Source organism: Microbacterium esteraromaticum (assembly GCF_028747645.1).
Taxonomy (GTDB): domain Bacteria; phylum Actinomycetota; class Actinomycetes; order Actinomycetales; family Microbacteriaceae; genus Microbacterium; species Microbacterium esteraromaticum_C.
Genome location: NZ_CP118100.1, coordinates 14,890 through 40,937 on the forward strand (window position 1 = coordinate 14,890; position 26,048 = coordinate 40,937).

The following is a 26,048-nucleotide window of genomic DNA, read 5'->3' on the forward strand; positions in this document are numbered from 1 at the left end:
ACTGTGAACAGATGGATCTGCGGGTAGCGGCGTACGGCGTCGTCACGGACGATGCCGGTCGCGTCCTGCTGGCGCGGTGGGTCGAGGGCCGTCGCGTCGCATGGACGATGCCCGGCGGAGGCCTCGAGGCGGGCGAGGATCCCGAACTCGCCGTGCGCCGGGAACTGCGCGAAGAGACCGGTTTCGATATCGAGCCGACCGAACTGCTCGGCATCCACTCCCGGGTGATTCCCGCGTCACGGCGTGTGCGCCGAGACGACATGGACACGCCGCTGCACACCCTGCGCATCGTCTACCGCGCCAGGATCATCGGAGGCACCCTGCGCTTCGAGAAGAACGGCTCGACCGATATGGCGGCCTGGTTCACTCTCGACGAGGTCGCCGAACTGCAGCGCGTCCGGCTCGTCGACACGGCGCTGCGGATGGCGCAGATCCTCTGAAGCGACTCCCGCGCCCGCCGTGCCGCAAGATGGTGGGATGCACTCGTCGTTGCTCGCCGTATCCGCCGTCCGCAACATCCGCCCGTGGGGCGGTGACCGAAGCGACATCCTCATCGAGAACGGCCTGATCACCGCCGTCGTTCCCGCCGAAGATCGCGCGCCTGCGCACGGAGAGATCGACGGCCGGGGCATGCTCGCCCTGCCCGGGCTCGTGAACGCGCACGCCCACGTCGACAAGTCGTGGTGGGGCCACCCGTGGCAGTCCTACGGTGGCGAGCCGGGCACCGACGGACGGATCCGCCATGAGCGCGCCCGCCGCGACGAGTTGGGCATTCCCAGCGTCGAGACCACCGCCCAGGTGCTCGAACAGTTCGTGCGGCACGGCACCACCGCGATGCGCACGCACGTCGACGTCGACACGGGCATCGGTCTGCGCGGCATCGACGCCGTGCGCGAGGCTGTAGCGGCTTACCAGGGGGCGTTGGCGTGCGAGATCGTCGCGTTTCCGCAGGACGGTGTGCTGCGCAGGCCGGGAGTGCTCGAGCTGCTCGCCGACGCCGCGCGCGCCGGCGTGGAGCACATCGGTGGCCTCGATCCGGCGGGCATCGACCGTGACCCGGTGGGGCAGATCGATGCGATCTTCGCGCTGGCGGCTGAGCACGGGTGTGGCCTGGACATCCACCTGCACGACGGTGGATCGCTCGGGGCGTTCCAGTTCGACCTGATTCTGGATCGGACGCAGCGCCTCGGTCTGCAGGGCAGGGTCAACATCGCGCACGGCTTCGCCATCGTCGAGGTGGATGCTGTGCGCCGCCGCGATCTGCTGCACACCATGGCCGAGCTCGACGTGACGATGACGACCGTCGCACCGGTGCGGATGCCGCAGCTGAGCGTGCACGAGTTCGATGACGCCGGCGTGCGCTACGGACTCGGCACCGACGGCATCCGCGATCTGTGGAGCCCGTACGGAACGGGGGACGTGATGGGCATTGCGTGGCAGCACGCGCGCGGTGGAGGCATCGTGCGTGATGAGGACCTACGGCGCGTGGTCGAACGGGCGACGTCGGCCGCCGCCCCGTTCGCGGGCGTGGAGCGCGCTGATCTCACGCCGGGATCGCGCGCGGATGTGGTTCTGGTCGACGCCGAGAATCCGATGGATGCCCTGGTGCGCGTTGTTCCGCGCGAGATCGTCATCGGCGCCGGGCGTGTACTGCACGGCTGACGACCGAGATCACTCCGGGACGGAGATGTCGGCGATCGTCGCGTCGTAGGCGCGCACGAGGGCATCCGCGTCGACGAACAGGCTGAAGCCGTGACTTCCGGCGCCCATCGCGACCCGTCGGCCGAGCACCGTCTCGTCGACGTACACGGGCCAGTCAACCGTGCTGCCGATCGGGACGATCGTGCCGCGTTCATATCCGGTCGCGGCCAGTGCGAGGTCGGGTTCCGGCAGCCGAAGCCGGTTGACGCCGACGACGGCGCGCAGCTTCGGCCACGAGATCGATCGGCCGCCGGGCACCAACGCGAACAAGTACGTGTCATCCGACTTCTTGACCACCAGGGTCTTCACGATGTCGGACGGCGTGAGCCCGAGCAGTTCAGCGGCCTCGTGCAGACTGCGCGCGTCAGGCCGCTCGCGGATCTCGATCTCGAGACCGCGAGCGGTCGCAGCGTCGCGCACCCTGCGGTGCGGATCGGATGTCACACGTTGGGCGGCGACAGCGGGTCGTCAGCGACCCACAGCTCATCATCGGCACGCAGCGCCTGCCATGCGGCGACGACAACGCCCACGGCGGCAGCGGCACCGAGCACGATGGCGATGACCGAACCGAGGCCCAGGCCCTTCTTCTCGGGCACGGCCACGGGGACGGGCCGACCGGTCAGCACGTGCCGCTTCTGATTCGCGACATCCCATGCCGACAGGGCGGTGCCGACGACGCCGCCGACGATCGGGACGACCCGCTCATCGACGACCTTCTTGCCGCGGTTCACCGTCGGAGCGACGTGGCGCTCGTAGGAGTCATGCATCGCGGGCACGACCTGCTCACGGTTGAAGTTGCCGAGCTGGCGTCCGGCCTCGCGTGCGATCTCTGCGGCATCGGCCACGAGAACCTGCTGCGATTCCCAGAGTCGGCCGGCGTTCTTTTGAAGCTGGCGCAGTTCCTTCTTGCGCTTACGGCTGAGGTTCACGTTGCTCTCCCGTCGGTCGGAGTCCGTTCAGCACTCATCTAACCAGAACAGACTGAACGACAGCACAGTCTTGTCGATGTGCTGTAGGCGTACACGATACGCGGCTTGTTCAAGAGTCGCTCTGAGACAATGGAGCCATGGCTCACGCTTCTCACGTCGCAACCCTGCACACCAACCACGGTGACATCGTCATCAACCTGTTCGGCGACCACGCGCCCAACACGGTCGCGAACTTCGTCGGCCTCGCCGACGGGTCGAAGGACTGGACCGACCCCGCCACGGGCAAGCCCGGTGAAGGCCCCCTGTACAAGGACGTCATCTTCCACCGCATCATCCCGAACTTCATGATTCAGGGCGGCGACCCGCTCGGTCAGGGCATCGGTGGCCCCGGCTACAACTTCAACGACGAGATCCACCCCGAGTTGAACTTCAACGCGCCGTACATCCTCGCCATGGCCAACGCCGGTCAGCGTCGCAACGCGATCACCGGTCAGGCCGAGGGCACCAACGGCTCGCAGTTCTTCATCACCACCGACCCGACCCCGTGGCTGATGGGGAAGCACACCATCTTCGGCGAGGTCGCCGATGACGCTTCGAAGGCCGTCGTCGACGCGATCTCGGCCGTTCCCACCGGTGCCGGCGACCGCCCGGTCGAGCCGGTCGTGCTGCAGTCGATCGACATCGTCGCGGCCTGACGAGAGCACGAGCCGATCCGGATGACCTCGCCAGACCTCACGCAGAACCGCGAGAACTTCTGCTACCGGCATCCGGATCGGCAGAGCTTCGTGCTCTGTCAGCGATGCATGCGCACGATCTGCCCCGAGTGCCAGACCCAGGCACCGGTCGGTGTGATCTGTCCGGAATGCATGAAGGCCGAGCGCAAGGCGCGCACGCCCGCCCAGCGTCGGGCGCAGCGCCGCTGGGGCGGATCAATCGCCGCTGACGGGCGTCCGCTGGTCACCTACGCGATCATCGCCGTCACCGCGGCGGTCAGCCTGCTGCAGATGGTTCCGGTCATCGGCGGCTACATCCAACGCGCGCTCATCTTTGCGCCGGCCTTTCTCTACCCCGACCTGTCGGGTGCCCCGTTCGAGCCGTGGCGCATGCTCACCGCGATGCTGCTGCACGGCGGCTTCATCCACCTCGGTCTGAACATGCTCGCGCTGTGGATGCTGGGGCGGTCGCTCGAACCGATGCTGGGGCGCTGGCGCTTCTTGAGCCTGTACCTCATCAGCGGGTTCGGTGGCTCTGTCGCCGTCGCATGTCTGGCGCCCAACACGCTCACCGTCGGTGCATCGGGTGGCGTCTTCGGTCTGATGGCCGCGCTGCTGATCATCGGCCGCCACATCGGTGCCAACGTCACGGGCATCCTCGTCGTGCTCGGCATCAACTTCGCGTTCGGGCTGTTCGTTGAGCGCATCTCGTGGCAGGCACACCTGGGTGGTGCCCTCGTCGGTGCCGCCGTGGCCTACATCTTCACGCGCACACGGCAGCGGAAGCAGCGCACCGCACAGATCTGGCTGCTGGTGGCGCTGGTCGTCGTGCTGATCGGGCTCACCGCGTTCGTGCCGCCGGCGTTGATCGCCGCGGGCGTCTTCGGCTGAGTCCTGCGCGGCATCCGCAGGTTTTACACGGAGTTATCCACAGGACTCTCCACAGATGGGGAGAATTACACCGGTGTTATTCACAGTTCTCCCCCGCTGTTAACAACTTTCTGGGGATAGCACGAGGCCCCCTCACGTTCGTGAGGGGGCCTCGTGTGAAGAAACGGATGCTGGTCAGCGCCAGCGTGTGGTCATCAGGAAGCCGATCAGCGCGATGCCCAGACCGATGCCGAGGTTCCAGGCGTCGAGGCCAGGGATCGGAAAGCGCGAACCTGAGATGTAGTACACCAGGATCCAGATGAGCCCGAGCAGCATGAAGCCGACCATGACGGGCTTGAACCAGACAGCGTTGGGGGCCTCATCGGTGCCCTCGGGGCGGTCGACGGGCTCTTCGGGTACGCGGGATCGTGCCATGCGAGTCAGTCTAGCCCGGGTGAATAGACTTTCCCTATGCACGAACACGGCTCCTCGCGCCGATCGCGCCGCGCAGCGCGCCGATCGCGCCCGAGGGCGACCTTCACGAGCGTCCTCGGTGAGCTGCTGCTGACGGCCGGCACGCTCGTGCTGCTGTTCGTCGCCTGGCAGATGTGGATCGGCGACATCATCATCGGCGCCGAGAACAACGCCAAGGGCGCCGAGCTGTCGCAGGAATGGGCGGCCGTTCCCGCCCCTGAGCCGCCGCCCGCCATCGAGCAGGACGGCGAGCTCGTCTACGAGCCGCCCGTGCTGCCCCACCCGGACGACGCCGAGATCTTCGCGAACATGCTCATCCCCCGGTTCGGCGACGACTACAACGTGCACATCGCCGGCGGCACCAGCCGCGCCCGCACCCTCGACACGATCGGCATCGGGCTCTACGAACAGTCGAAGATGCCCGGTGAGGTGGGCAACTTCTCACTGGCCGGTCATCGCACCACGTGGGGCATGCCGTTCAACAAGGTCGACAAGCTCAAGCTGGACGACGCGATCGTGGTCGAGACGCCCGAGGGCTGGTTCACGTACCGTTTCCGCACTCTCCAGTACGTCACGCCCACCCAGGTGGATGTGCTGCTGGACGTGCCCCAGATGCCCGAGCTCGACACCGACGAGCGCTACATCACCCTCACCGCGTGCTCACCGCTGTACTCGCTCGCCGAGCGCATCGTCGCCTACGGCGTGTTCGAGTCGTTCCAGCCGCGGGCCGAGGGCCCGCCGGCATCACTGGCATCGGTCGAGGCGGCGACGCCGTCTGCCGGAGCCGCACCGTCCGAAGGAGTCCGCTGATGTACGCCGCCCTGTGGCGCCTGCTGCCCGGCCCGTGGTGGGTGCGGCTGCTGATCGTGCTGATCGTGCTCGCCGCCGTGCTGTACGCCCTGTTCTTCCACGTCTTCCCGTGGGTGAGCCCGTACATCCTGCCCGAAGAGGTCGACCTGGCATGAGCGTGCGCGTGCTGGTCGTCGACAACCACGACAGCTTCGTGCACACCCTCATCGGATACCTGCGCGAACTCGGCGCGGACGTCACGATGGTCGAGGCCGATGCGTCCGACGCCGACTGGCCGGCGCTGCTCGGTGCGCACGATGCGGTGATGATCTCACCCGGGCCCGGCACACCCGCCGACGCCGGTGCATCCGTCGCCGTCGTAAGGCTGGCGGCAGACCGACGGATGCCCCTGCTCGGCGTCTGCCTCGGACACCAGGCGATCGGCGAAGCATTCGGTGGAACCGTGGCACGCGCCCCCGAACTGATGCACGGGATGGTGTCGCACGTCACCCACGACGGTTCGGCGCTGTTCACGGGCATCCGATCGCCCTTCGACGCCGGACGCTACCACTCGCTCGCTCTCGCGGATCTGCCGGCGACGCTGCGCGTCACCGCGCGCGCCGAGCACGGCACCGTGATGGCCGTCGCTCACGAGGAGCTACCGATCGTCGGCGTGCAGTTCCACCCCGAGAGCGTGCTCACCGAAAGCGGGCATCGGATGCTGCAGAACTGGCTGTCAGGGGTCGCCGCGCCGACTCACTCGCCGGCGACGCAGTGACGCAGCTCGACGGTCGAGTTGATCGGCACCTCGCCCGGGGCCTCTGACATCGAGACCACCACACCCGGGACCTGACCGTCCGAGCACGTGCCCAACTCGACGGGCGCAGCCGTCAGGCCGAGCTTCTCGAGCTGGCGGGTGGCGGCATCCAGCGACCAGCCGGTCATGTCTTCGATGGTGACCCGGCCATTGGCGACCACGAGATCGACGACGGTGTCAGGAGCCACCTCTGCTTCGGGCTCGACGCTCGCGCTCAGCACGATTCCTGCCCCGGTGTCGGGGTCGTTCTGCTGCCGTACCGTGCCCAGGGTGAGGCCGGCATCGGTGAGCGCCTTGGTCGCGGCGTCTTGCGTGAGTCCCTCGATGCTCGGCATCGTCACGGTGTCGGCACCGGTGGAGACGTAGACGATCACCGTGGTGCCCTCGTCGACCTTCTCGCCGCTGGCGGGCTGCGTGCGGATCACATTGCCCTCGTCGACGTCGGTGCTCGCCTCATCACGCAGGTCGGCGACCAGACCCTCGTCCGTGAGCGCTTCTTCAGCCTCGCTCGAGGTCAGGTTCGCCACGCTCGGCACGGTCACCGTAGTGGTCGGCACCTCCGTCGGAGCACTCGCCAGGCTGATCACCCAGAACAGCACCGAGATCAGCAGCACGGCCAGCAGAGCGACGCCGGCCCAGATCCACGCGACCGGCGGGCCGGACTGCGTGCGGGTCATGGTGGCATCGGTGCTCAGCTGACGCAGCGACCGCGCGGTCTCCTGGGCCTGGCGCGGGCTGGGGCCGTACAGCTCGCTGGTCAGCGCCCCGATGTCCTTCTTGGTGGGTGCGTAGCCGGCGGCGACCTCCTTCAGCGCGGCCCGGAACGAGCCCGCGTCGGGAAAGCGCTGGTACGGATCCTTCGCCAGAGCGCGCAGCACGATGGCATCCAATACCCGGGGCAACGCCTCGTTCAGCTCACTCGGTGGCTCGGGCGTCTCACTGACGTGCTGATAGGCGACCGCCACCGGCGAGTCGCCGCGGAACGGCTGACGCCCGGTGAGCAGCTCGTAGAGCACCACGCCAGCGGAGTACAGGTCGGTGCGCGCATCGACCGACTCGCCCTTGGCCTGCTCCGGCGAGAAGTACGCTGCCGTGCCGATGATCTGCGTGGTCTCGGCGACCGTCGACGACGAGTCCGACACGGCACGCGCGATGCCGAAGTCCATCACCTTCACGGCACCGGTGGTCGTCACCATCACGTTGCCCGGTTTGATGTCGCGGTGCACGACGCCGGCGCGGTGCGAGTAGTCGAGAGCCTCGAGGATGCCGTCGGTGTACCGGATGGCGTCGGCGACGGGCACCGGTCCGTCCGCGATCAGATCCTTCAGCAACGTGCCGTGCACGAGCTCCATGACGATGTACGGCTCTGCCTGGGCGCCCGGGTCACCGGCGTCGTACACGCGCACGATAGACGGATGCGACATGCGCGACGCCGCCTGCGCTTCAAGACGGAACCGTGTGCGGAACGCGGCGTCACGAGCGAGATCGGGGTCGAGGATCTTGATCGCGACATCGCGCCCGAGGGTCAGGTCGTAGCCACGATGAACCTTCGCCATGCCGCCCTGGCCGATGACCTCGTCCACTCGGTAGCGGCCCGCGATGATGCGCGGCTCTGTCGACACAGATGACCCTCTCTCGGTGCTGTCTGATTCGCTAACAGGCTACCCGCCGACGGGCGGAACCACGTCGCCGGAGCCCTGTTCGTTTCCGCCGCCGTTGCCGCCGTCCGGCGTCGCCTGAACGATCAGCACCTCCATCTGGGGTGAACGGGGCGAGGGGCGCTCGTCTCCGCAGTACGCCACATATGATGCGGTGACCTGCTGCCCGGCGGTGCCGTCGTTGATCGTGATCTCCGCGGTGCGCTGGTTGGGGCCGAAACTCTGCTCGGCGTTGTTCGTGTCGCTGAAGACCGCGTTCGTCAGCTTGACCGAGTACGCCGAGAGCGCGGGCACACCGTTCGGGCATTCGAAGTTGGTCCAGTTGAGCGTCACCGGCTCGCCCTCGACGGCGTCGCCGCTGAGCGTCGGCGCCGAGCTGGGCTGCGGGATCTCGACGGGAGCCGCGTACGTCGTGAGTGTGATCGTGGTGCCCTCGGGAACATTGCCCGTGTTGCTGACGCTCTGCACCCGGTTCTGCTGATCCGCAGAGGGGGCCGGGGTGTTCCCGGCGACGCACTCGCCGACAAGCCCGTTCTGCTCGAGGATCGTCACCGCATCCGGGCAGGCCATGCCGACCAGGTTCAGATCGCCCACATTGACCAGCGCCGCCGTGGGCGTATCAGACGGTGTGGGCTCTTCGGTGGGTGTCTCGGACTGCGAGGTCGGCGGCGTTGTCGGGACCTCGTCGCGGTCCTGCGGGTTGCCCAGCAGCGCCAATAGCGTGCCGCCCAGCACGAGCACCAGCAGCACGATCAGCGCGATCAGCGGCCAGGTCCAGGGGCTGCGCTTCTTCTTCTCGGTCTCTTCGCCCTCCGCGGCTCCCTCAGTGGGAAGCTGCGCCGTGGTCGGCATGATGCGCGTGGCATCGTCTGCACCGGTGAGCACCCGCGTGGCGTCGTCGAGCATGGCCGCACCGGCGGCCGCCGCGATGGCGGGAACGGCGATCGCGGCCGAGTTCAGATCGCCGCGGCGCAGCGCCTGCGCGGCTCTGGCGACGGTCGCGGCCGAAGACGGCCGGTCGGCGGGCTTCTTGGCGATCATCGCCATCACGAGGTTCTGCACCGGCTGCGGCACGGTCGCCGGCAGCGGAGGCGCCTGCTCGTTGATCTGCGCCATCGCGATCGCGACCTGCGACTCACCCGTGAACGGGCGCTTGCCGGCAAGGCTCTCGTACGCGACGATACCGAGCGAATAAATGTCGGTCGCGGGCGACGCCGGGTGCCCCGACGCCTGCTCGGGCGACAGGTACTGCACTGTGCCCATGACCTGACCGGTGGCCGTCAGCGGCACCTGGTCGGCGATGCGTGCGATGCCGAAGTCGGTGATCTTGACGCGGCCGTCGGGGGTGATCAGCAGGTTTCCCGGCTTGATGTCGCGGTGCACCAGCCCGGCCGCGTGCGCGGCCTGCAACGCGGCTGCGGTCTGCGCGACGATGTCGAGCGTCTTGTCGGCGCTCAGCGCACCGTCACGCTCGAGGATCGTCGACAGCGCCTCACCGGGCACGAGCTCCATGACGAGGTAGGCCGAGCCGTTCTCCTCGCCGTAATCGAAGACGCTGGCGATGCCTTCGTGGTTGACCAGTGCGGCGTGACGGGCCTCGGCGCGGAAGCGCTCGAGGAACCCGGGGTCGCCCATGTACTCGTCTTTGAGGATCTTGATGGCGACGGTGCGGCCGATGACGTGATCCGTCGCCTCCCACACCTCGCCCATGCCGCCGATCGCGATACGCGACAGCAGCTCGTAGCGTCCTCCGAACGACACACCCTGCGTCGGCCTCATCTGCCCAGCACCGCCTCTATGACCTTCTTCGCAATCGGGGCGGCGAGCTCATTGCCCGTTCCCGACTGACCCTTTCCACCGCCGTCTTCGACGAGGACCGCCACTGCGACCTGCGGATCATCCGCGGGCGCAAAACCTGTGAACCACAGCGTGTACGGTGCGTCTTCACCGTTCTGCGCTGTGCCTGTTTTTCCGGCGACATCGACGCCATCTATTCTTGCACCCGTCGCGGCTCCCGACTCGACGCCCGCGACCATCACGGCAGTCAGCGCGGCGGCATCCTCGGCGTCGAGCACCTGATCGAACGCCTCGTCGGTGAACTGCTGGTGCACAGCGAAGTCGTCACCGATGACGGCATCCGCCATGCGCGGCTTCATGACCGTTCCTGCATTGCCGACCCCGGCCGAGACCATCGCCATCTGCAGCGGCGTCGCCGTGACCTGCCCCTGTCCGAAACCGGTGAGCGCCGTCTCGGGGTCGTTCAGTCCGCGCGGGTAGCTCGATTCGGTGACTTGCAGCGGGATCTCGAACTCGGTGTTGAACCCGAACCTCTCGGCGGTCTCGCGGATGGCCTCGTCGCCGAGCGCGACCGCCAACTGTGCCATGGGGATGTTGCAGCTCAGCTTGAGTGCCTCGGCGATGGTTGCGGTCTCCCCCGGGCCGCAGGTGCCACCCCATGCGTTCGAGATCTGCGTCGAGGTACCCGGCAGGGTGTAGCGCGCGGGGTTCGGGAGCGTCGACTCCATGGTCCAGTCACCGGATGCCAGTGCAGCGGCGACCACGACGACCTTGAACGTCGAACCCGGCGGGTTCAGCTTGCCGGCGATGCCGCGGTTGTAGAGCGGCTTGGTGGGATCTGCGGCGAGTTCGTCGTGCGCGGCATTGACCGCCGCGGGGTCGTGCGCCGCGAGCGTGTTCGTGTCGTACCCGGGGGTGGATGCCATCGCGAGCACGCGACCGGTGGCGGGCTCGATGGCGACGACGGCTCCCTGCAGCCCGTCCAGGGCCTCGTAGGCCGCGCGCTGCGCGCGGGCATCCAGCGTCAGCTCGACGCTGAGACCCTGTTGGGGCTGACCCGACAGGATCCGCTCGATCTCGCTGAAGAACCGGTTCGACCCGGTGCCCGAGAGATCGGCGTTGAAGGCGCTCTCAATGCCGGTTGCCGAGTTCAGTGCGGGGTTGACGTAGCCGGTGACCGGCGCCCACATCATCGGGTCGGTGTAGACGCGCTGGTACTGGTAGCGGTCATCCGACGGCACCGATGACGCGATCGCCGCCCCGTCGACGATGATCGATCCGCGCTGGATCTCGAAACTGTCCAGACGCGTGCGGGTGTTCGCCGGGTTCTGGGCGAGGTTGTCGGCGTCGACGACCTGGATCCAGCTCGTGGCCAGGAACAGCGACAGGAACATCGCCAGCACGACGAAGCTCAGGCGGCGCAGCTCTTTCGTCATCCGTTCACCACCTCTCTCATCCGATCACGACCCTGGGCTGACGACGCACGGCATCGCTGATGCGCAGCAGCAGCGCCACGATCAACCAGTTCGCCACGAGCGACGAGCCACCGGCAGCGAGGAACGGCGTCGTCAGACCCGTCAGCGGGATCACCCGGGTGACACCGCCGACCATGATGAACACCTGCAGCGCGATCGTGAACGACAGGCCGGTAGCGAGCAGCTTTCCGAAGTCGTCCTGGCCGGCCAGCCCGATGCGCAGGCCGCGGCTGACGAAGACCATGTAGAGGCACAGGATGGCGAACAGCCCGACGATGCCAAGCTCTTCGCCGAGACTCGGGATGATGTAGTCGCTGTGCGACAGGGGCGTGATGTGCGGCCGGCCCTGTCCCCAACCCGTGCCGATGAGCCCGCCGTGCGCGAGGCCGAAGATGCCCTCGACGAGCTGGTAGCTGCCACCGTCGGCGGCGATCACGTCGGGGTTGAACGCGTCGAGCCAGTTCGTGAAGCGACCCTGCACGTAGGCAAGCACCCGCGTGGCGAAGAACACGCCGACGGCGACACCCGCAAGGCCGATCAGCACCCAGCTGGTCTTGCCGGTCGCGACGTACAGCATGGCGATGAACATGCCGAAGATCAGCATCCCGGTGCCAAGGTCGCGCTGGGTGACGATGATCAGCAGCGAGATCAGCCAGACCACCAGCACCGGCCCGAGCTCGCGCATGCGCGGCCAGGTGATGCCGAGGAACTTCTTGCCCACCGAGCTGAGGCTCTCGCGGGTGCGCACGAGGTAACCGGCGAAGAAGATCGCCAGACAGATCTTTGCGAGCTCACCCGGCTGGAACGAGAACAGGCCACCGATCGATACCCACACATCGGCGTTCGCGCCCGTCGCGCCGAGCCCGGGGATGAACGGCAGGATCAGCAGCACGATGCCGGCCAGGCCCGAAATGTACGTGTACCGGTACAGCACCCGGTAATTGCGCAGCAGTACGACCAGGGCGATCGCCCCGGCGATCGAGATCGCGGTCCAGGCCAGCTGTTTGGTCGAGAACGCTTCCCAGCCGGTGTTGTTCTGGGCGATGTCGATGCGGTAGATCATCGCGATGCCCAGGCCGGTGAGCACCGTCGCGATCGGCAGCACGAACGGATCGGCATCGGATGCGACGAAGCGCAGCACGATGTGCAGCGCGAAGACCAGTACGGCCAGTCCGCCGCCGATCGCCAGGATCATCGGATCGACGACGCCTAGGGCGCCCAGCTGCACCAGGGTCAGGGCCGAGCCGGCGATCGCGATCGCGAACAGCAGCAGCCAGAACTCACGGTTGCGCTGCTTCTGCGGCATCCGAAGCTTCTTCAGCGCCTTCACGACGCTGGTGTCGGCACTCACGGCGGTCATGGTGTCGGCACCTCCGTGGGCAGGGGCGTCGCCGTCGGCGAGATCTCAGGAACCGGGGTCGCCTCGGGAACCGGGGCCAGCTCGCTGGCCCGCAGTCGCTCGGTGATCGCCAGCGCGTCGGTGTACGAACGGGCGTTGATCGTGCGCTCGACCGAGGCGCGCTGGTACGAGGGAAGATCGGCGAGCAGGATGCCGGTGTCGTGCACCTCGGTCGACAGCGAGAGCGGGCCGAGGTTCTGCTGCACACCGCGGAAGATCACGACGCTGTCGTCATCGGCGCCGACGAAGTAGCGCGTCTGCGTCCAGTTGTACGCCAGCATCCCAGCGCCGACGAGCGCGGCGATCGCGAGGAACAGCGCCACCAGCCATGCCGCGCGTCGACGACGCGCGCGGCGGCGATCCTCTTCAATGATCTCCTCGAAGTAGTCGGAGTCGGGCTCGAAGTGGCTGGGCTCGTTGGCGGCCTGCCGCACCGGGTGCAGCCAGCTGCTGAGCGAGGGGCGCACGGTCGGCATCGGCAGATCCGACGGGGTGGACGCCGCTCCGACGATGGTGGGTGTGCCGGAAGAGAGCGGATGCGCGCCACCGACGTCGACGAGGACGACCGTGACGTTGTCGGGGGCGCCGCCGTCGAGCGCCTGCTTGAGCAGGTTGTCGGCCGTGCGGCCCGGGGCGAGGCCCAGCCCCATCGCCTTGGCGATGTGCTCGTCGTCGACGACACCGGACAGGCCGTCCGAGCACAGCAACCAGCGATCGCCCGGCCGAGTCGGCATGACGAACATGTCGAGGTCGGGCGCGATGTCCATGTCGCTGAGTACGCGCATCAGCACCGAACGGCGCGGGTGGTAGCGCGCTTCTTCGACGGTGATGCGCCCCGAGTCGACCAGGCGCTGGACGAACGTGTGGTCGGTGGTGATCTGGGTGAGCGCGTCGTCGCGGTACAGGTAGATGCGCGAGTCGCCGATATGCCCGATCACGGCGTAGTCGTCGACCATGACGATGGCGCTGAGCGTGGTGCCGAGGCCGGCGAGCTCAGGGCGCTCCTTCGACGCGCGCACGAGGTCGGATGCCGCGCTGGTGGCCGCGGCCTGCAACGAGGCCTGGGCGTCGTCGGTGCTCGCGTAGGCCTGGTCGAGGCCCTCCATGCGGGCGATGGCCATGCTCGAGGCGACGTCGCCTCCGGCATGCCCGCCCATGCCGTCGGCGACGACGAACAGGTTCGCGCCGGAGTAGCCGGAGTCCTGGTTGTTGGAGCGGACCTTCCCGGTGTGGGAGATCGCGGCGCTCGAGCCCTCGAAGACCATCGTGGTGCGCGCCCTTACGCTCGCAGCTCGAACGTTGTGGCGCCCACCTTGATGGGGGTGCCGAGGGCGACCTGCGTGGGGGTATCGCCGAGACGCTGGCCGGCGAGGAAGGTGCCGTTGGTCGAGCCGAGGTCCTGCAGGGTCCAGATGTCGCCCCGCTTCGAGAGGCGAGCGTGGTGGCTGGAGGTGTAGTCGTCTCGGATGACCAGGCCTGATTCGCTGGACCGGCCGATGGTCATCGAGTCAGCGGCGCCGAGGGGGACTTCGAGCCCCACCTTCGGTCCCGAGGTGATCACCAGCCGCGTCGCGACCTGCGCCGATGATGCGGTCGGGCGCGGTGCGGCGGCGCGCGCGGATGCCACGGGCGCCGCACCCGCTTCACCGGCCGGCATCTTGCGCACGCGCACGCCGAACAGGTCGGAACGCAGCGAGTAGACGACGCCGAAGACGAAGAACCACAGCATCACCAGGAAGCCGATGCGCAGCACTAGCAGCATCAGTTCACTCATCGGGTGCCCTCCTTGCTCGTGAGCGGGACGACACGGAAGGTCAGCTCGGTGCGACCGATGGTGAAGGTCGCATCGGGCGTCAGGGCGGCTTCGCGCACCTTCTGCCCCTCGAGCTTGGTGCCGTTGGTGGAGCCCAGATCGCGCAGCAGGGCGCGTTCGCCGTCCCAGAGGATCTCTGCGTGGCGCCGGCTGGAGCCCGCGTCGGCGATGGTCAGGTCGGCGTCGCTGCCGCGCCCGATCACGGTGCGCGCGCCGGCGAGAGGATGCTGTCGCCCGTCGATCTCGACGACACCCTGCCAGCTGACGCGGCTCTCGACGGAGCTGGAGTTCACGCGGACGGTGCCGGTCGCGATGCGGTCATCGGCCTCGATGGCGATCGAGAGCGGGCCGGCGAAACTGTATCCCTGCGTGCGGGCGTGCTTGGTCAGCAGAGTGTAGAGCTCGTCATGCAGTGCGCGGCCGAGGGATCGCATCCGCTCATCGTCTTCGGGGCTCAGGCGCACCAGGTAGTCGCTGGGGGTGATGATCCGATCGCGGCTGACCACCGCGGCCTTCGTGTCGGCCTCGCGGCGCAGGGCGGAGGCGATCTCGACCGGCTGGATGCCGCTGCGGAAGGTCTTGGCGAAGGCACCGTTGACGGCGCGTTCCAGACCCTTCTCAAAGCTGTCGAGTAGTCCCACGGGGTTCCTTTGGCATGCTGATCGGTCACGTCATCGTATCGGTGCGGCCTGAAAACGCGCCCCCGACGTTGCGCAGTCGTGAATCTCGCCCGCCCGCGTCACGCTCTCCTCCCCGTGAGAAACCACTTCCCGTATGAGAAACCACCCCGCACGTGGTGTTTCAGACGGGAAGTGGTTTCTCAGCGGGGGTGGACGGGGCGACGGGGGGGGTGACAGGGGGTGTGCAAAAGCAGGGGGAGAACCGTGATATCTTTGGGAGGTTGGCTTCTGCGGAAGACAACATGCGCGAGTGGCGGAATAGGTAGACGCGCTGGCTTCAGGTGCCAGTGCCTGCAAGGGCGTGGGGGTTCAAGTCCCCCCTCGCGCACCACGGAAAAGAGGCCCGGATCTCAGGATCCGGGCCTCTCGTGTTTCCGCGCACCAGTCGGCCCCGCAACCGCGCAGGCACTCTTACGCGGGCCTCCTAGGCTCGAAGCATGGAGTCTGTTGAGCAGTCCTCGCGGACGGGTACGTCCCGCGGCATCGTCGTTCTCGTCGCCGGCACGGCGCTCGCCCTGTGGATCGTGCTCGGACGCTTCCTGTTCGGCGCCGGGGGTGAACTCGTCACCGCGTACCTGATGATCGGCGTCGTGGTCATCGTGCTGCACATCTTCATCGCCCGGGCCATCGCCCGCACGGCCGACCGCGGGTTCACGCTGCGCCCCTCGACGCGCAGCACTCTCATCGGCGCCTGGGCATGCGGCATCCTTCTCGGTCTCACGATCCCCGACATCACACCCGACGGACTGCAGACCATCATCAGCGGCACCCGCCAACCCGCCCTCGACGTCGCCGTCGGCGTCGCCAACCCGGCGGGGATCATCATGATCGCCCTCACCATCACCGCGCTCGTGCTCGCGAGTCAGGACGCCAACGGGCCGCGCCCCACCGAAGACGAGTACTGACCCCGAAGGTGCCGTCGCACGTCGGTGCTTGACGACCGCGCTGACGACCTACTATGACGGTATGTCCCGCGCAGAGGGTCGAGCCGCCGGCTTCGGCGATGCGAACAGCGGAGTGCCCGGCGACCCGGGCAAACGTGCGGCCCGCCCGTTGCACGTGCGGCGCGGGCGGATCGTCGACGACGTCTACTTCGTCGTCGCCACTCTCGCCGCGATCTGGCTGGCCTGGTTGCTCGCCCGCGAGAGCCTCAGCTGGGGCTGGTGGCTGTTCCTCTTCTTCGTGCTCTTCTGGGCGTTGCTCGCCTACCTGCTGCTGCCGAGGCTGCACAGCATCCTCACCCGCATCTACGTGCCCGGGTACTTCATCGGGCGTGCGCGGACGAGCGACGGACTGCTCGGCGACCCCATCAACCTCGCGATCCGTGGCAGCCAGGCGCAGCTTGAGTCAGCGATGGCGGATGCCGGATGGACGCGCGCCGACCCGGTCACCGCGCGCACCAGCATGCGTATCGTCACGTCGACGCTGACGAGACGCAGCTACGACGAGGCGCCGGTCAGCCCGCTGCTGCTGTTCGGGCGGGTACAGGACCTCGCTTACCAGCAGGAGGTCGAGGGAAACCCGGCCAAGCGTCACCATGTGCGCTTCTGGCGCTGCCCGGAAGGGTGGCGGCTGCCGGGTGGAGGCGAGGCCGATTGGCTGGGCGCGGGTACGTTCGACCGCGCCGTGGGCTTCTCGCTGTTCACGCTGCAGATCACCCACAAGATCGACCGCGACACCGATGTGGAGCGCGACCACATCGTCTCCACGCTCGCGACGGCGTGCCCCGATGCGCAGGTCGACGTCATCCGCGACTTCTCCACCGGGTACCACTCCCGCAACGGCGGTGGCGACACGATCACGACCGACGGTGATCTGCCCATCGTCGACCTGCGGAACGTGCCGGCGCGCCCCGAGTACGAGGCGGCCGGTGACGTGGTCGAGGAGGCCGCTGATCGACGTCCCGTCGCGATCACGCTCGGCGTGCTGCTACTCGCGTTGCGGGCCGTCGCCGGGCTCCTGTTCATCGCCTCCATCGTCATCGGCTGGGATGCCTTCGTCGCCTCGTTGGTGGTCGATGTCGACGATGCCGACCTGGACGCACAGGTCGTCGCGCAGACCGCGGCGATCGTCGTGATCCTGCTGGCCACGATCGGTGTCATCGCGCAGTTCGCACTCATCGGCCTGATCGATCGCGGCAGCAACTGGGCCCGTATCCTGGCGATGACGCTGAGTGTCATCTCGGTCGTCGTCTCGGCCATCGACTACTTCAACGGCGGTCCGCCGGTGAGCCTGCGCGCCAATCTGCTCGGGCTGCCGCTGGACATCCTCGTTCTGCTGGCACTGTCGTCTGCCAGTGCCAGTGCCAGTGCGTGGACGCGGCGCATCCGCTACCTGCGTCTGCGTCGCGCGCACACGACCATCCCGAAGGGGCACAGCGCGCGCGACGCATAGATGCGCTCTGCTAGCGCCGCAGCCCCGCCACCAGCTCGTCGACGATCGCCGTGCGCTGCTCGATGCTCATTGGCTTGCCGGGCACACCCGGTCGGCGCTGGTCGGGACGCGGTCCGTCGAGTGGTCGGTACTGCACACCGGCGGCGGCGAGTCGGCGCAGGTGCACGTCGAGGCGGTCCGCGAAGTCGTCGAACGATCCCGGCTCTCCGCCGAGCCACAACCGCTCGGCGATCGCCGAGAGTCGGGGGAACATCGCGAAGTCGACCCGGTCGCGGGTGGGCAGATGCTCGGTCCACACGTTGGCCTGGCCGCCAACCGCCCCGTCGGGGATGCGCAGCGTGTAGGCGCGTTCGATCGGGAGCGGTGGACCCACTCTGATCGGCTCATCGACGGTATCGGCCTGCGGGTAGTCGAGGTACGCCTCGAGATCGGGGCATCCGATCACCGGGATGCCACGGCGCAGCGCCTCAGCCATCGCAACCGGACCGCGCCAGGCGAGCAGCCGCACACCGTCCGGCACATCGCCTTCGAGCACCTCATCCCAGGCGAGAGCGGTGCGTCCGCGTGAGCGCACGTGGGCGACGAACGCGCGCGTGAACCAGGGCTGCACCTCGTGCACGGACGTGAGGCCCAGCTGCAGCATCCGCTCTTGGGCGGCCGCGCTGGCGGCCCACTCCTGCGTCGACACCTCGTCGCCGCCGATTCCAATCCACTCACAGTCGAATATGCCGCAGAGGGCATCGATTGCCGCGTAGCCGAAATCGAGCGCCGCCTCGGTGGGTGCGAGCGTACGGTGGTTGATCCCGAAGCGCTCCCACGCGCTGGTTGCCGGTTCGGAGACGTCGGTATTGCCGAGCTCGGGGTACGCGGCCAGCGCGGCCTGCACGTGCCCGGGCAGCTCGACTTCGGGTACGAGCGTGACGAACCGCTCGGCCGCATAGGCGACCAGCCCACGCAGCTCGTCCGCGGTGTAGAAGCCTTCGTGTCGCCCGGGCTGCACGGTGGCCTGTGGGCCGTGGCCGAGCTGCGTCGCCTCGCGCACCGCACCGATCTCGGTCAATCGGGGGTAGCCGGGCACCTCGAACCGCCACCCCTGATCGTCGGTGAGATGCAGGTGCAGCACGTTCAGGTGGTGCGCGGCGAGCAGGTCGATCAGGCGGCGCACGTCGTCGACCGGACGGAAGTGCCGCGCCACGTCGAGCATCGCCCCGCGCCAACCGAAGGCCGGCGCCCCCGTCCACGTGCCCGCCGGCAGCTCGGAGCCCACGGGGCTCTCCGGCGTGCAGAGCTGGCGTAGGGTCACCGCACCGCGGAAGACCCCCTCGGGCGTCGCCCCGGCGACCTCGACGAGAGTCGGCGAGACGGTGATGCGGAATCCTTCGCGGTCGTCGCTGACGTCGTCGGTGACCCGCAGGGTGATCGACGGCCGATGTGACGCATCGGAACCTTCGGTGCCGACCTGCAGCCAGTCGCCGAGCTGTCGGGCGATACCCGTCAGTTCGGCGTCCGCGACGATAGGTGTGTCGGCGCGCAGCGTGAACATTCCGTGATCGGAATAGACTTCGCGCTGCACCGCGGGAACCGTCGCCAGGTAGGGGGGCAACGACGCCCGTAGCATCCGTCCCGGCTGGGAGCCGGTGAGAGCCCCGCCTGCGACGACCGGTACACCGGCGACGAGCACCTCGACGGGCGCGAGGTCGGTGCGCAGTCGCTCGGGTGCGAGGTCGGTGGCATCGAAGAGCACCAGGTCGGCGATCGCTCCGGCACGGATGACGCCGCGCGGCGCATCGCCGAGGTCGAGCCCCAGACGCGCGGCGGGCTCTGCGGACGCCAGGCGCACGGCATGTTCCAGCGAAAGACCGCAGCGCGGAGCCGCGGCACTCGCGTCGGAAGCCTGCGCAGATCCGTGCGCAGATCCGCTCGCGGCGACGTTCATCACGCCGGCGGCATGTACGCCCGACACGGTGGTCACACCCACCAGCGGTGACCCACCGGCAGCATCCTCAGCAATCAGGCCCGGTGCCAGCACGAGAGCGGTGCCGTCGATCTCGACGGCGCCGGTCGGCACGTCGAACGCATCCGTGGCATCCGTCCGAGAGATGGCGGCCACGCGCGCACCCTCGACCGCGACGTCGGCGACGTAGCGCTCGGCACCCGTGCCGTCGATCACCGAGACGCCGCGGTACACGCGCACGAGCCCCTCACTTGCCAGGCGTTCGCTCAGCAGCATCCCGTCACCTCCCCCATCGGAACATCGGTCGAGATCGGATGCGGGACGACGGAAGGCACGAAGCGCTCCCCCTTCTCGGTGCTGTGCGCCCGCCCGGTGGGCGGAGTTCGCTCCGCCCACCCTAGCGGGAGCAGCAGGGCTCAGTTCTGCTGGTACGCGATGGCGCGCATCATGCCCGATTCGCCGTGATAGACGTTGTGGCAGTGGGTCATCCAGCGCCCCGGGTTGTCGGCATCGAACTCGACGCGCAGCCGCTGCCCGGGCAGCACGATCGAGGTGTCTTTGCGGGGTCCGCCGCCGCTGTGCTGGTAGGTGTGACCGTGCAGGTGCATCGGATGCCACATCATCGTCGTGTTGACGAAATCGAGGGCGACCCGCTCGCCGGCCGCGACGCCGATCGCATCGCGCATGGGCTGATCCATGTCCATGCGACGGCCGTTGATCCCCCAGTTGTAGCTCATCATCCCGCCGGTGAGTCGAAGCTCGATCGTACGGTCGACGGCGCGCTCGGCAAGCCGAACGGCTTCAACGGCCCGCAGATCTGCCGCGGTCGCCGGTGGACGGGTGCGCGGCAGGCGGTCTTCGGCGCTCGGCACGGCCCCGGGTCCTGTGCGCAGGACAGCACGCGCCTGCTGTCCTTTGCCGAGCGCCTCCGCGATCACCGCGAACGCGCCGTCGGCGGCTGTGATCACGGCGTCGTAGCGTTCTCCCATGCCGAGCACGACGCTTTCGGCGGTGAACGGCTCGATGGGGAATCCATCGGTGTGGGTGAGGGTGAGCGGATGCCCGACGATGCCGAATCGGAAGGCGGTGTCGCCGCCGGCGTTGATGACGCGCAGGCGGATGCGCTGCCCCGGCGTCGCCGTGAACGTCTCGGGATCCTGGGGACCGCGTCCGTTGATCAGGTAGAGGGGGTAGTAGACGTCTCCGGCGTCCCCGCCGAGCAGATCCGATCCGGCGCCCATGAGCATGTGCCCCTGCCGCTGCGGCTCGTCGTCATCGTCGTCTATGCCGCCGTGACCCATCGCGCCGTGATCCATCCCCGCGCCCATACCCTGCGAGAGCTCGGCCAGCACCTCGTCGGGTGTGGACGTGACGCCGTCGAGCCAGTCATCGAGCACGATGATCCACTCGTGGTCGTAGTCACCGGGCTCGGCCGGGTCATCGATGATCAGAGGCGCATACAGGCCCCGATCGAACTGGGTCCCCGAGTGCGGGTGGAACCAGTACGTGCCCGGATGTGAGAGGGCGAAATCGTACGTGAACGTCTCGCCCGGGGCGATCGGCTGCTGGGTGAGGTACGGCACACCGTCCATGTCGTTGCGCAGCGCGAGACCGTGCCAGTGCGCGGTCGTCGAATCGGGCAGGTCGTTGGTCAGCGTCACCTGCAGGCGATCGCCGACCGTGGCGCGGATCGGCTCGGTGGCCGAGGCGCCCCGGTAGGCCCAGGTGTCAGCCGTGGTGCCCCCGAGGTCGAGGGTCATGGGGGTCGCGGTGAGCGTGCGGCGCACGACGGTGCCGGTGACGCGCCGCGCGGCCTCGGCTTCGGTCACGGGAGCGCCGGTGGGAGGGATGAACGCGGATGCCGACGGGCGCGGCGTGCAGGCGGCGAGGCCGGCCGTGGCCAGGGTGAGAGCACCCAATGCGAGGAAGTGTCTGCGGTCGAGTGGGGAAGCCATGACAAGGATCTTTCGTGTCGGTGAGAGAGTGACGAGCGCACGGGGCGAGCCCGCGCAGAATCGACTCACGTGCGACTGATCGACAGTTCTTGTGGTGACAGTGCGGTGCGGCGGGGCGCGGAATGCGCGACGACGTCTGCGGTGATGGTGTGCGGTGAGAGCCGCGGCACCGCGGACAGGGGCGGGTCGACCGCGGTCGGCGCGGCGGGACCTGCCGGCGCCGACAGGCACGGCGTGCCCTCATCGCCGTCGTCCGTCGGGCACGGCATCGGCGTGTGCGCCCTGTCTTCGGGTGCGTGCTCGACCGAGGCGGTGCTCGAGATGGAACCGGAGGCGTGCGCCGGTGCGGCCCCCGCCAGTGAGTGCATCGACAACAGCCCCGCGGCTACGAGGAGGGCGAGCACGACTGCCAGGGCACCGCGCGGTGCCCTGAGGCGGATTCGGACGGGAGCCCTCACGCCGCTGAGCATACCCCTCGGGGGTATGAATCGGCTCCCAATCGCAGCCACACGACATCCCTCAAAAGGTGGAGGCCGGATTCGACCGGTCGCCCGATGATTCCGGCGGCCGATCGGAGTGGAATCGTTGACATGCCGTCCTCTTCGTATCGCCCCCGCTTCTCCGACCGGCTCACGTCGCGACGCGGCGCTTGGCTCGCGCTCGGTCTTGCCCTGCTCGTGCTGACGCTCCTGTTCGGCGCGTTCAGCGGCGCGACAGCGCCGTCCGGCAACGCGCAGGCGCCGCAGGACTCGGAGTCGGCGCAGACCGCCGACCTGATGGCGCAGTTCCCGAACGCGGACCGCCAGTCGGTGCTGGTCGTCGCGTCGCGCGACGACGGTGCAGAGCTGTCGGATGCTGATATCGCCGACCTCGAGGCCGTGCTGCCGGCGCTCGATGAGCACACCGAGGCACCATCGTCGGGTCCGATGATCAGCGACGACGGTCATGCCGCACTGCTGGTTGCGCCGATCGCGGTGGGCGAGAGCAACACCGAGAACGCGACGACCATCGACGGGCTGCGCGATAGCATCCGCGAACATTCCCCGACGGGCATGAGTCTTCTCGTCACCGGCGGACCCGCATTCGGCGCCGACATCGCCGCGGCGTTCGACGGCGCCAACATCACCCTGCTGCTGGTGACCGTGCTGATCGTCGCGGTGCTGTTGATCATCACCTACCGCTCGCCGGTGCTGTGGCTCGTGCCCCTCATTGTCATCGCGCTCGCCGACGGCCTCGCCGGCCGGGTCACCGCCGCTGCCGCGTCTTTGTGGGAGTTGCAGTTCGACGCCGGCATCGTCAGCGTGCTGGTGTTCGGCGCCGGAACCAATTACGCCCTGCTGTTGATCTCGCGCTATCGCGAAGAGCTGCTCACCGCTGATGATCATTGCCGGGCCCTCAGTGTTGCCTGGCGCCGGACGGCGCCGGCCATCCTGGCATCCAATGTCACGGTCGTGCTCGCCTTGCTCACGCTCGTGCTCGCGGTCATCCCGGGAACGCACGGGCTGGGCATCACCTCGGCGATCGGTCTGCTCATCGCACTGGCCGCCGTGTTGCTGGTGCTGCCGCCGGCGCTGGCGATCTGCGGACGAGGCATGTTCTGGCCCTTCGTCCCCCGGCCCGGGGTCGAACGCTCTCAGGGACGCGCGTGGCGTTCGGTGGCGACGCACGTCGTGCGTCGGCCGGCCCGCAGCCTGCTGGCGGGTCTGGCACTGCTCGCCGTGATGTCGGCAGGGCTGTGGGGCACCAGCGTCGGGCTGGACCAGATCGAGAAGTTCCGTGTGCAGTCGGAGTCGGCCGCAGGTCTCGAGGTCGTCTCAGCCCACTTCGCCGGAGGTGAGGCGCAACCGATCTGGGTGGTCGCCGACGCCGAGCAGGCCGATGACGTCGTCGATGTCGCGGCCGCCGTGCCGGGTGTCGTGCGCGCGCATCCGGTCGCATCGACTGAGGATGCCACCCTGACCAAGATCATGGTGACGAGCCAGTACGCGCCGAGCACGCCGCAGAGCCTCGAGCAGATCGGTGAGCTGCGCGCGGCGGTGCACGCCGTGCCGGGAGCGGATGCAGTCGTGGGCGGCGCTGTCGCCACCGATGTCGATGCCCGCGCCGGCAACACACAGGATCTGTGGGTCATCGCTCCCCTGGTGCTGGTCGTCAGTCTCGTCGTGCTGCTGGTCTTGCTGCGCGCGGTGATGGCTCCTCTGCTGCTCATCGCGGTGAACGTGGCCAGTGCCCTCGCAGCGATCGGCGCGGGCGCCTGGCTGAGCCGCGTTCTGTTCGATCAGCAGTCGCTCGACCTGCAGGTGCCGCTGCTGTCGTTCCTCTTCCTGGTCGCCCTGGGTATCGACTACACGATCTTCTTGGTGCACCGGGCGCGTTCCGAGAGCGCGAGCCGGGGCACCCGGCAGGGCATGATCGAGGCCGTCACGCATACGGGTGGCGTCATCACCAGTGCGGGTATCGTGCTCGCCGCCGTGTTCGCCGCGCTCGGTGTGCTTCCGTTGGTCACTCTGGGGCAGCTCGGTCTCATCGTCGGTGTCGGTGTGGTGGTCGACACGCTCGTCGTGCGCACCGTGATCATTCCGGCGCTGTTCAGCGCACTCGGCGACCGCATCTGGTGGCCGGGGGCGCGACCAGCCGGCGCCTCCCGCACCATCGCGGTGTCCGCAGACTCCGCCTCGGCGCCTGCGGAACGGCTCGATGGAGAGGCAGAATCGACCCATGAGCGTCGTGAGCGCATCGCTGAACCGTCCTGACCCGCCCGGTGCAACGCACACCGCCGCACCGGGCACGGGTGCGGCGGTGCGGGCCATGGAGATCGGACAGTACCTGATGGTGCTGCTGCTGACGGTCATCGGCGTCGCGCGGGCGGTCGGCGACGGAGTTGCGGTAGCGGTGGCGATCATCACGGGTGCCGCGATCATCGCCTGGCACGTCGCCGGGGCTGTTCTGCTCGCACGGGCACCGTCGCGGGCGCTGTCGATCGGGTGGCTGCTGGGCCTTGCCGCCGTGTGGATCGGGGCCGTGGCGGTGTCCGCCGAGTTCGTCTGGCTGGCGTTCCTGCTGTGGCTGCTGGCCGGTCACCTGCTCTCGTTGCGGTGGGGTCTCGTGTTCTCGGGCGTGGTCCTGTCCGTCGTCGTCGTCGCCCCGATCCTGCACCACGGCACCACGACCTACGCCACCGTCTTCGGGCCGCTGATCGGTGGGGTGTTCGCGTTCGGGATCTCTCGGGGCTATCTGCAGCTGCTCAAGGACGCCGCCGAGCGCGAGCGCCTGGTCGCCTCGCTCACCCGAGCCCAGCACGAGATGGCCGAACTGCAGGACGAGCTCGCCGACGCGCAGCGCACGTCGGGGGCGATCGCCGAGCGCACCCGCATCTCGCGCGATATCCATGACACCGTCGCTCAAGAGATCTCGTCGATTCGACTACTCGCCCATGCGGCGATGGAACGCAGCGACGATCCGGACGCGATCCGCGCTCTCGCGCAGATCGAACAGCTCGCCGGCGAGAGCCAGTCCGACATCCGCCGTATCGTCGAGGCGCTCGCGCCCGCCGAACTCGATGACGACGCGCTCGCTGCTGCGCTGCGGCGGATGCTGGATCGCATGCACGCCGAGACCGGCCTGCAGACGGATCTGCACGTGGACGACACGCTTCCGGTGCTGCCGACTGAGGCCGAGGTGGCGCTGTTGCGGGTCGCGCAGTCGGGGCTGGCCAACGTGCGGCTGCATTCGCACGCGACCCGGGTGGTGATGAGCCTGATCGACGCCGAAGATGCCGTGCGCCTGGACATCATCGACGATGGCACCGGCTTCGATCTCGTCGCGTGGGAGGCGGATGCTGACGCCGGGGCATCCAGCTACGGACTGCGTTTCATGCGCGCCCGCTTGCGCGAGCTGGGCGGAGGGCTCGACATCGAGAGCACGCCCGGAGAGGGCACCGCGATCTCGGCGCACCTGCCCGTGTCGACCTCGACGCGCAATCATGAGAGTCGAAGCCAGGAGGAGACCCCATGACGATCACCGTGCTTCTCGTCGACGACCACCCGGTCGTCCGCAGCGGCCTGCGCGCCGTGCTCGACGGCGACGCGTTGCGCGTCGTCGGTGAGGCTGCGACGGGGGAAGAAGCCGTGACGCTGGCCACGACGCTGACGCCCGATGTCGTCCTGTGCGATCTGCGCCTGGGCGCAGGGATGGACGGCATCCGCACCACCGTCGCGCTGCGCGCGCTCTCCCCCGCACCTGTCGTCGTCATCCTCACCACGTTCGAGCGCGATGCCGAGATCCTCGGCGCGATCGAGGCGGGAGCCGCCGGGTATCTGCTCAAGGACGCCGCCCCCGAGGACATCGCCGAGGGCATCCGCCGCGCCGCCGCCGGAGAGACCGTGCTCTCCCCCGCGCTGGCGGGCCGTGTGCTGCGCGGCATGCGCAACCCGCTCCCGCGGCTCACCGACCGTGAGATCGAGGTGCTGCGCCAGCTCGCCCAGGGGGCGGCGAACAAAGAGATCGCGCGCGAGCTCTTCGTCACCGAGGCGACGGTGAAGAGTCATCTCGCGCACATCTTCACCAAGCTCGGCGTCGATAGTCGTTCGCGGGCCGTGCACGTGGCACGCGAGACGGGGTTGATCTGAGC

General features: G+C 68.4%; 25 protein-coding genes and 1 tRNA gene. 13 read left to right on the plus strand and 13 right to left on the minus strand.

Features of this window, described 5'->3' with window-relative positions; translation table 11 throughout:
• Window positions 1-11: 11 nt before the first annotated feature.
• Window positions 12-440 carry an NUDIX hydrolase gene (locus tag PTQ19_RS00075; RefSeq protein ID WP_206821390.1) on the plus strand — a complete coding sequence of 143 codons (429 nt, stop codon included), beginning with the start codon at window positions 12-14 and terminating at the stop codon, window positions 438-440.
• A gap of 37 nt (window positions 441-477) precedes the next feature.
• Window positions 478-1,662, plus strand: a complete 1,185-nt coding sequence (locus PTQ19_RS00080; protein ID WP_274367977.1) for an amidohydrolase family protein — start codon at window positions 478-480, stop codon at window positions 1,660-1,662.
• A gap of 9 nt (window positions 1,663-1,671) precedes the next feature.
• Here the strand turns inward: PTQ19_RS00080 and PTQ19_RS00085 are convergent, their stop codons facing one another.
• Window positions 1,672-2,121, minus strand: a complete 450-nt coding sequence (locus PTQ19_RS00085) for an aminoacyl-tRNA deacylase (protein ID WP_224818449.1) — start codon at window positions 2,119-2,121, stop codon at window positions 1,672-1,674.
• Between the two features lie 20 nt (window positions 2,122-2,141).
• Window positions 2,142-2,630, minus strand: a complete 489-nt coding sequence (locus PTQ19_RS00090) for a DNA helicase (protein ID WP_274367978.1) — start codon at window positions 2,628-2,630, stop codon at window positions 2,142-2,144.
• Window positions 2,631-2,767: 137 nt separating this feature from the next.
• Here PTQ19_RS00090 and PTQ19_RS00095 point away from each other — a divergent pair, with 137 nt between their 5' ends.
• Window positions 2,768-3,325 (plus strand): peptidylprolyl isomerase, encoded by a 558-nt coding sequence (locus PTQ19_RS00095; RefSeq protein ID WP_274367979.1) that lies wholly within the window; start codon window positions 2,768-2,770, stop codon window positions 3,323-3,325.
• A gap of 21 nt (window positions 3,326-3,346) precedes the next feature.
• Window positions 3,347-4,234 carry a rhomboid family intramembrane serine protease gene (locus PTQ19_RS00100; RefSeq protein ID WP_274367980.1) on the plus strand — a complete coding sequence of 296 codons (888 nt, stop codon included), beginning with the start codon at window positions 3,347-3,349 and terminating at the stop codon, window positions 4,232-4,234.
• Between the two features lie 174 nt (window positions 4,235-4,408).
• Here PTQ19_RS00100 and PTQ19_RS00105 read toward each other — a convergent pair whose 3' ends face one another.
• Window positions 4,409-4,648: a cell division protein CrgA gene (locus PTQ19_RS00105; protein ID WP_179409545.1), complete on the minus strand. Its 240-nt coding sequence runs from the start codon at window positions 4,646-4,648 to the stop codon at window positions 4,409-4,411.
• 36 nt (window positions 4,649-4,684) lie between these two features.
• Between PTQ19_RS00105 and PTQ19_RS00110 the strand changes: the two genes are divergently transcribed.
• From PTQ19_RS00110 to PTQ19_RS00120, 3 genes are read left to right on the plus strand one after another with little or no spacing between them, the layout of a single operon-like run.
• A complete protein-coding gene (locus PTQ19_RS00110) occupies window positions 4,685-5,497 on the plus strand; it encodes a class E sortase (RefSeq protein ID WP_179409544.1) in 813 nt (270 codons plus the stop codon).
• Entirely contained in the window at window positions 5,497-5,652 is a 156-nt protein-coding gene (locus PTQ19_RS00115; RefSeq protein WP_179409543.1) for a hypothetical protein, read from the plus strand. The genes PTQ19_RS00110 and PTQ19_RS00115 overlap by 1 nt, the downstream gene beginning before the upstream one ends.
• Window positions 5,649-6,254 (plus strand): anthranilate synthase component II, encoded by a 606-nt coding sequence (locus tag PTQ19_RS00120; RefSeq protein ID WP_274367981.1) that lies wholly within the window; start codon window positions 5,649-5,651, stop codon window positions 6,252-6,254. The genes PTQ19_RS00115 and PTQ19_RS00120 overlap by 4 nt, the downstream gene beginning before the upstream one ends.
• Here PTQ19_RS00120 and pknB read toward each other — a convergent pair.
• The 7 genes from pknB to PTQ19_RS00155 are packed head-to-tail and all read right to left on the minus strand — an operon-like array spanning window position 6,233 to window position 15,076.
• Window positions 6,233-7,915, minus strand: a complete 1,683-nt coding sequence (gene pknB, locus PTQ19_RS00125; protein ID WP_274367982.1) for a Stk1 family PASTA domain-containing Ser/Thr kinase — start codon at window positions 7,913-7,915, stop codon at window positions 6,233-6,235. The two genes, PTQ19_RS00120 and pknB, sit on opposite strands and share 22 nt — an antisense overlap.
• Window positions 7,916-7,954: 39 nt before the next feature.
• Entirely contained in the window at window positions 7,955-9,730 is a 1,776-nt protein-coding gene (locus tag PTQ19_RS00130; RefSeq protein ID WP_274367983.1) for a serine/threonine-protein kinase, read from the minus strand.
• Window positions 9,727-11,184 carry a peptidoglycan D,D-transpeptidase FtsI family protein gene (locus tag PTQ19_RS00135; RefSeq protein WP_206822576.1) on the minus strand — a complete coding sequence of 486 codons (1,458 nt, stop codon included), beginning with the start codon at window positions 11,182-11,184 and terminating at the stop codon, window positions 9,727-9,729. The genes PTQ19_RS00130 and PTQ19_RS00135 overlap by 4 nt, the downstream gene beginning before the upstream one ends.
• Before the next feature lie 16 nt (window positions 11,185-11,200).
• A complete protein-coding gene (locus tag PTQ19_RS00140; RefSeq protein ID WP_179409538.1) occupies window positions 11,201-12,583 on the minus strand; it encodes an FtsW/RodA/SpoVE family cell cycle protein in 1,383 nt (460 codons plus the stop codon).
• Window positions 12,580-13,887: a PP2C family protein-serine/threonine phosphatase gene (locus tag PTQ19_RS00145; RefSeq protein ID WP_274367984.1), complete on the minus strand. Its 1,308-nt coding sequence runs from the start codon at window positions 13,885-13,887 to the stop codon at window positions 12,580-12,582. The genes PTQ19_RS00140 and PTQ19_RS00145 overlap by 4 nt, the downstream gene beginning before the upstream one ends.
• 14 nt (window positions 13,888-13,901) lie before the next feature.
• Entirely contained in the window at window positions 13,902-14,396 is a 495-nt protein-coding gene (locus PTQ19_RS00150) for an FHA domain-containing protein FhaB/FipA (protein WP_206821384.1), read from the minus strand.
• Window positions 14,393-15,076 (minus strand): FhaA domain-containing protein, encoded by a 684-nt coding sequence (locus PTQ19_RS00155; RefSeq protein ID WP_274367985.1) that lies wholly within the window; start codon window positions 15,074-15,076, stop codon window positions 14,393-14,395. The genes PTQ19_RS00150 and PTQ19_RS00155 overlap by 4 nt, the downstream gene beginning before the upstream one ends.
• Window positions 15,077-15,359: 283 nt before the next feature.
• Here PTQ19_RS00155 and PTQ19_RS00160 point away from each other — a divergent pair.
• From PTQ19_RS00160 to PTQ19_RS00170, 3 genes are all read left to right on the plus strand, one after another.
• Window positions 15,360-15,446, plus strand: a tRNA-Leu gene (locus PTQ19_RS00160).
• 106 nt (window positions 15,447-15,552) lie between these two features.
• A complete protein-coding gene (locus tag PTQ19_RS00165; RefSeq protein WP_274367986.1) occupies window positions 15,553-16,020 on the plus strand; it encodes a hypothetical protein in 468 nt (155 codons plus the stop codon).
• 61 nt (window positions 16,021-16,081) lie between these two features.
• Window positions 16,082-17,509, plus strand: coding sequence for an LssY C-terminal domain-containing protein (locus tag PTQ19_RS00170; protein ID WP_274367987.1), 1,428 nt, complete (start codon window positions 16,082-16,084; stop codon window positions 17,507-17,509).
• Between the two features lie 10 nt (window positions 17,510-17,519).
• On the opposite strand, the gene PTQ19_RS00175 is transcribed toward PTQ19_RS00170, so the two are convergent.
• The 3 genes from PTQ19_RS00175 to PTQ19_RS00185 all read right to left on the minus strand — a co-directional run bounded on the left by PTQ19_RS00175 (window position 17,520) and on the right by PTQ19_RS00185 (window position 21,876).
• Window positions 17,520-19,739, minus strand: coding sequence for a beta-N-acetylhexosaminidase (locus tag PTQ19_RS00175; protein WP_274367988.1), 2,220 nt, complete (start codon window positions 19,737-19,739; stop codon window positions 17,520-17,522).
• 140 nt (window positions 19,740-19,879) lie between these two features.
• Window positions 19,880-21,418: a multicopper oxidase family protein gene (locus PTQ19_RS00180; RefSeq protein ID WP_274367989.1), complete on the minus strand. Its 1,539-nt coding sequence runs from the start codon at window positions 21,416-21,418 to the stop codon at window positions 19,880-19,882.
• 65 nt (window positions 21,419-21,483) lie between these two features.
• Window positions 21,484-21,876 carry a hypothetical protein gene (locus tag PTQ19_RS00185; RefSeq protein WP_274367990.1) on the minus strand — a complete coding sequence of 131 codons (393 nt, stop codon included), beginning with the start codon at window positions 21,874-21,876 and terminating at the stop codon, window positions 21,484-21,486.
• A 132-nt stretch (window positions 21,877-22,008) separates the two neighbouring features.
• Here PTQ19_RS00185 and PTQ19_RS00190 point away from each other — a divergent pair, with 132 nt between their 5' ends.
• The 3 genes from PTQ19_RS00190 to PTQ19_RS00200 are packed head-to-tail and all read left to right on the plus strand — an operon-like array spanning window position 22,009 to window position 26,046.
• Window positions 22,009-24,171 carry an MMPL family transporter gene (locus PTQ19_RS00190; RefSeq protein WP_274367991.1) on the plus strand — a complete coding sequence of 721 codons (2,163 nt, stop codon included), beginning with the start codon at window positions 22,009-22,011 and terminating at the stop codon, window positions 24,169-24,171.
• The gene (locus PTQ19_RS00195) at window positions 24,137-25,432 is read left to right on the plus strand and encodes a sensor histidine kinase (RefSeq protein WP_274367992.1); all 1,296 of its coding nucleotides are present in this window, start codon (window positions 24,137-24,139) and stop codon (window positions 25,430-25,432) included. The genes PTQ19_RS00190 and PTQ19_RS00195 overlap by 35 nt, the downstream gene beginning before the upstream one ends.
• On the plus strand, window positions 25,429-26,046 hold the full coding sequence (locus PTQ19_RS00200) for a response regulator (RefSeq protein ID WP_206821376.1): 618 nt from the start codon (window positions 25,429-25,431) through the stop codon (window positions 26,044-26,046). Before PTQ19_RS00195 ends, PTQ19_RS00200 begins: the two co-directional genes overlap by 4 nt.
• The last annotated feature ends 2 nt before the right edge of the window (window positions 26,047-26,048 follow it).

Coding starts and splice junctions, on each gene's coding strand:
- PTQ19_RS00075 (WP_206821390.1), top strand. CDS start 12: ATGGATCTGCGGGTAGCGGCGTACGGCGTCGTCACGGACGATGCCGGT.
- PTQ19_RS00080 (WP_274367977.1), top strand. CDS start 478: ATGCACTCGTCGTTGCTCGCCGTATCCGCCGTCCGCAACATCCGCCCG.
- PTQ19_RS00095 (WP_274367979.1), top strand. CDS start 2,768: ATGGCTCACGCTTCTCACGTCGCAACCCTGCACACCAACCACGGTGAC.
- PTQ19_RS00100 (WP_274367980.1), top strand. CDS start 3,347: ATGACCTCGCCAGACCTCACGCAGAACCGCGAGAACTTCTGCTACCGG.
- PTQ19_RS00105 (WP_179409545.1), bottom strand. CDS start 4,648: ATGGCACGATCCCGCGTACCCGAAGAGCCCGTCGACCGCCCCGAGGGC.
- PTQ19_RS00110 (WP_179409544.1), top strand. CDS start 4,685: ATGCACGAACACGGCTCCTCGCGCCGATCGCGCCGCGCAGCGCGCCGA.
- PTQ19_RS00115 (WP_179409543.1), top strand. CDS start 5,497: ATGTACGCCGCCCTGTGGCGCCTGCTGCCCGGCCCGTGGTGGGTGCGG.
- PTQ19_RS00120 (WP_274367981.1), top strand. CDS start 5,649: ATGAGCGTGCGCGTGCTGGTCGTCGACAACCACGACAGCTTCGTGCAC.
- PTQ19_RS00130 (WP_274367983.1), bottom strand. CDS start 9,730: ATGAGGCCGACGCAGGGTGTGTCGTTCGGAGGACGCTACGAGCTGCTG.
- PTQ19_RS00135 (WP_206822576.1), bottom strand. CDS start 11,184: ATGACGAAAGAGCTGCGCCGCCTGAGCTTCGTCGTGCTGGCGATGTTC.
- PTQ19_RS00140 (WP_179409538.1), bottom strand. CDS start 12,583: ATGACCGCCGTGAGTGCCGACACCAGCGTCGTGAAGGCGCTGAAGAAG.
- PTQ19_RS00145 (WP_274367984.1), bottom strand. CDS start 13,887: ATGGTCTTCGAGGGCTCGAGCGCCGCGATCTCCCACACCGGGAAGGTC.
- PTQ19_RS00150 (WP_206821384.1), bottom strand. CDS start 14,396: ATGAGTGAACTGATGCTGCTAGTGCTGCGCATCGGCTTCCTGGTGATG.
- PTQ19_RS00165 (WP_274367986.1), top strand. CDS start 15,553: ATGGAGTCTGTTGAGCAGTCCTCGCGGACGGGTACGTCCCGCGGCATC.
- PTQ19_RS00170 (WP_274367987.1), top strand. CDS start 16,082: ATGTCCCGCGCAGAGGGTCGAGCCGCCGGCTTCGGCGATGCGAACAGC.
- PTQ19_RS00175 (WP_274367988.1), bottom strand. CDS start 19,739: ATGCTGCTGAGCGAACGCCTGGCAAGTGAGGGGCTCGTGCGCGTGTAC.
- PTQ19_RS00180 (WP_274367989.1), bottom strand. CDS start 21,418: ATGGCTTCCCCACTCGACCGCAGACACTTCCTCGCATTGGGTGCTCTC.
- PTQ19_RS00190 (WP_274367991.1), top strand. CDS start 22,009: ATGCCGTCCTCTTCGTATCGCCCCCGCTTCTCCGACCGGCTCACGTCG.
- PTQ19_RS00195 (WP_274367992.1), top strand. CDS start 24,137: ATGAGCGTCGTGAGCGCATCGCTGAACCGTCCTGACCCGCCCGGTGCA.
- PTQ19_RS00200 (WP_206821376.1), top strand. CDS start 25,429: ATGACGATCACCGTGCTTCTCGTCGACGACCACCCGGTCGTCCGCAGC.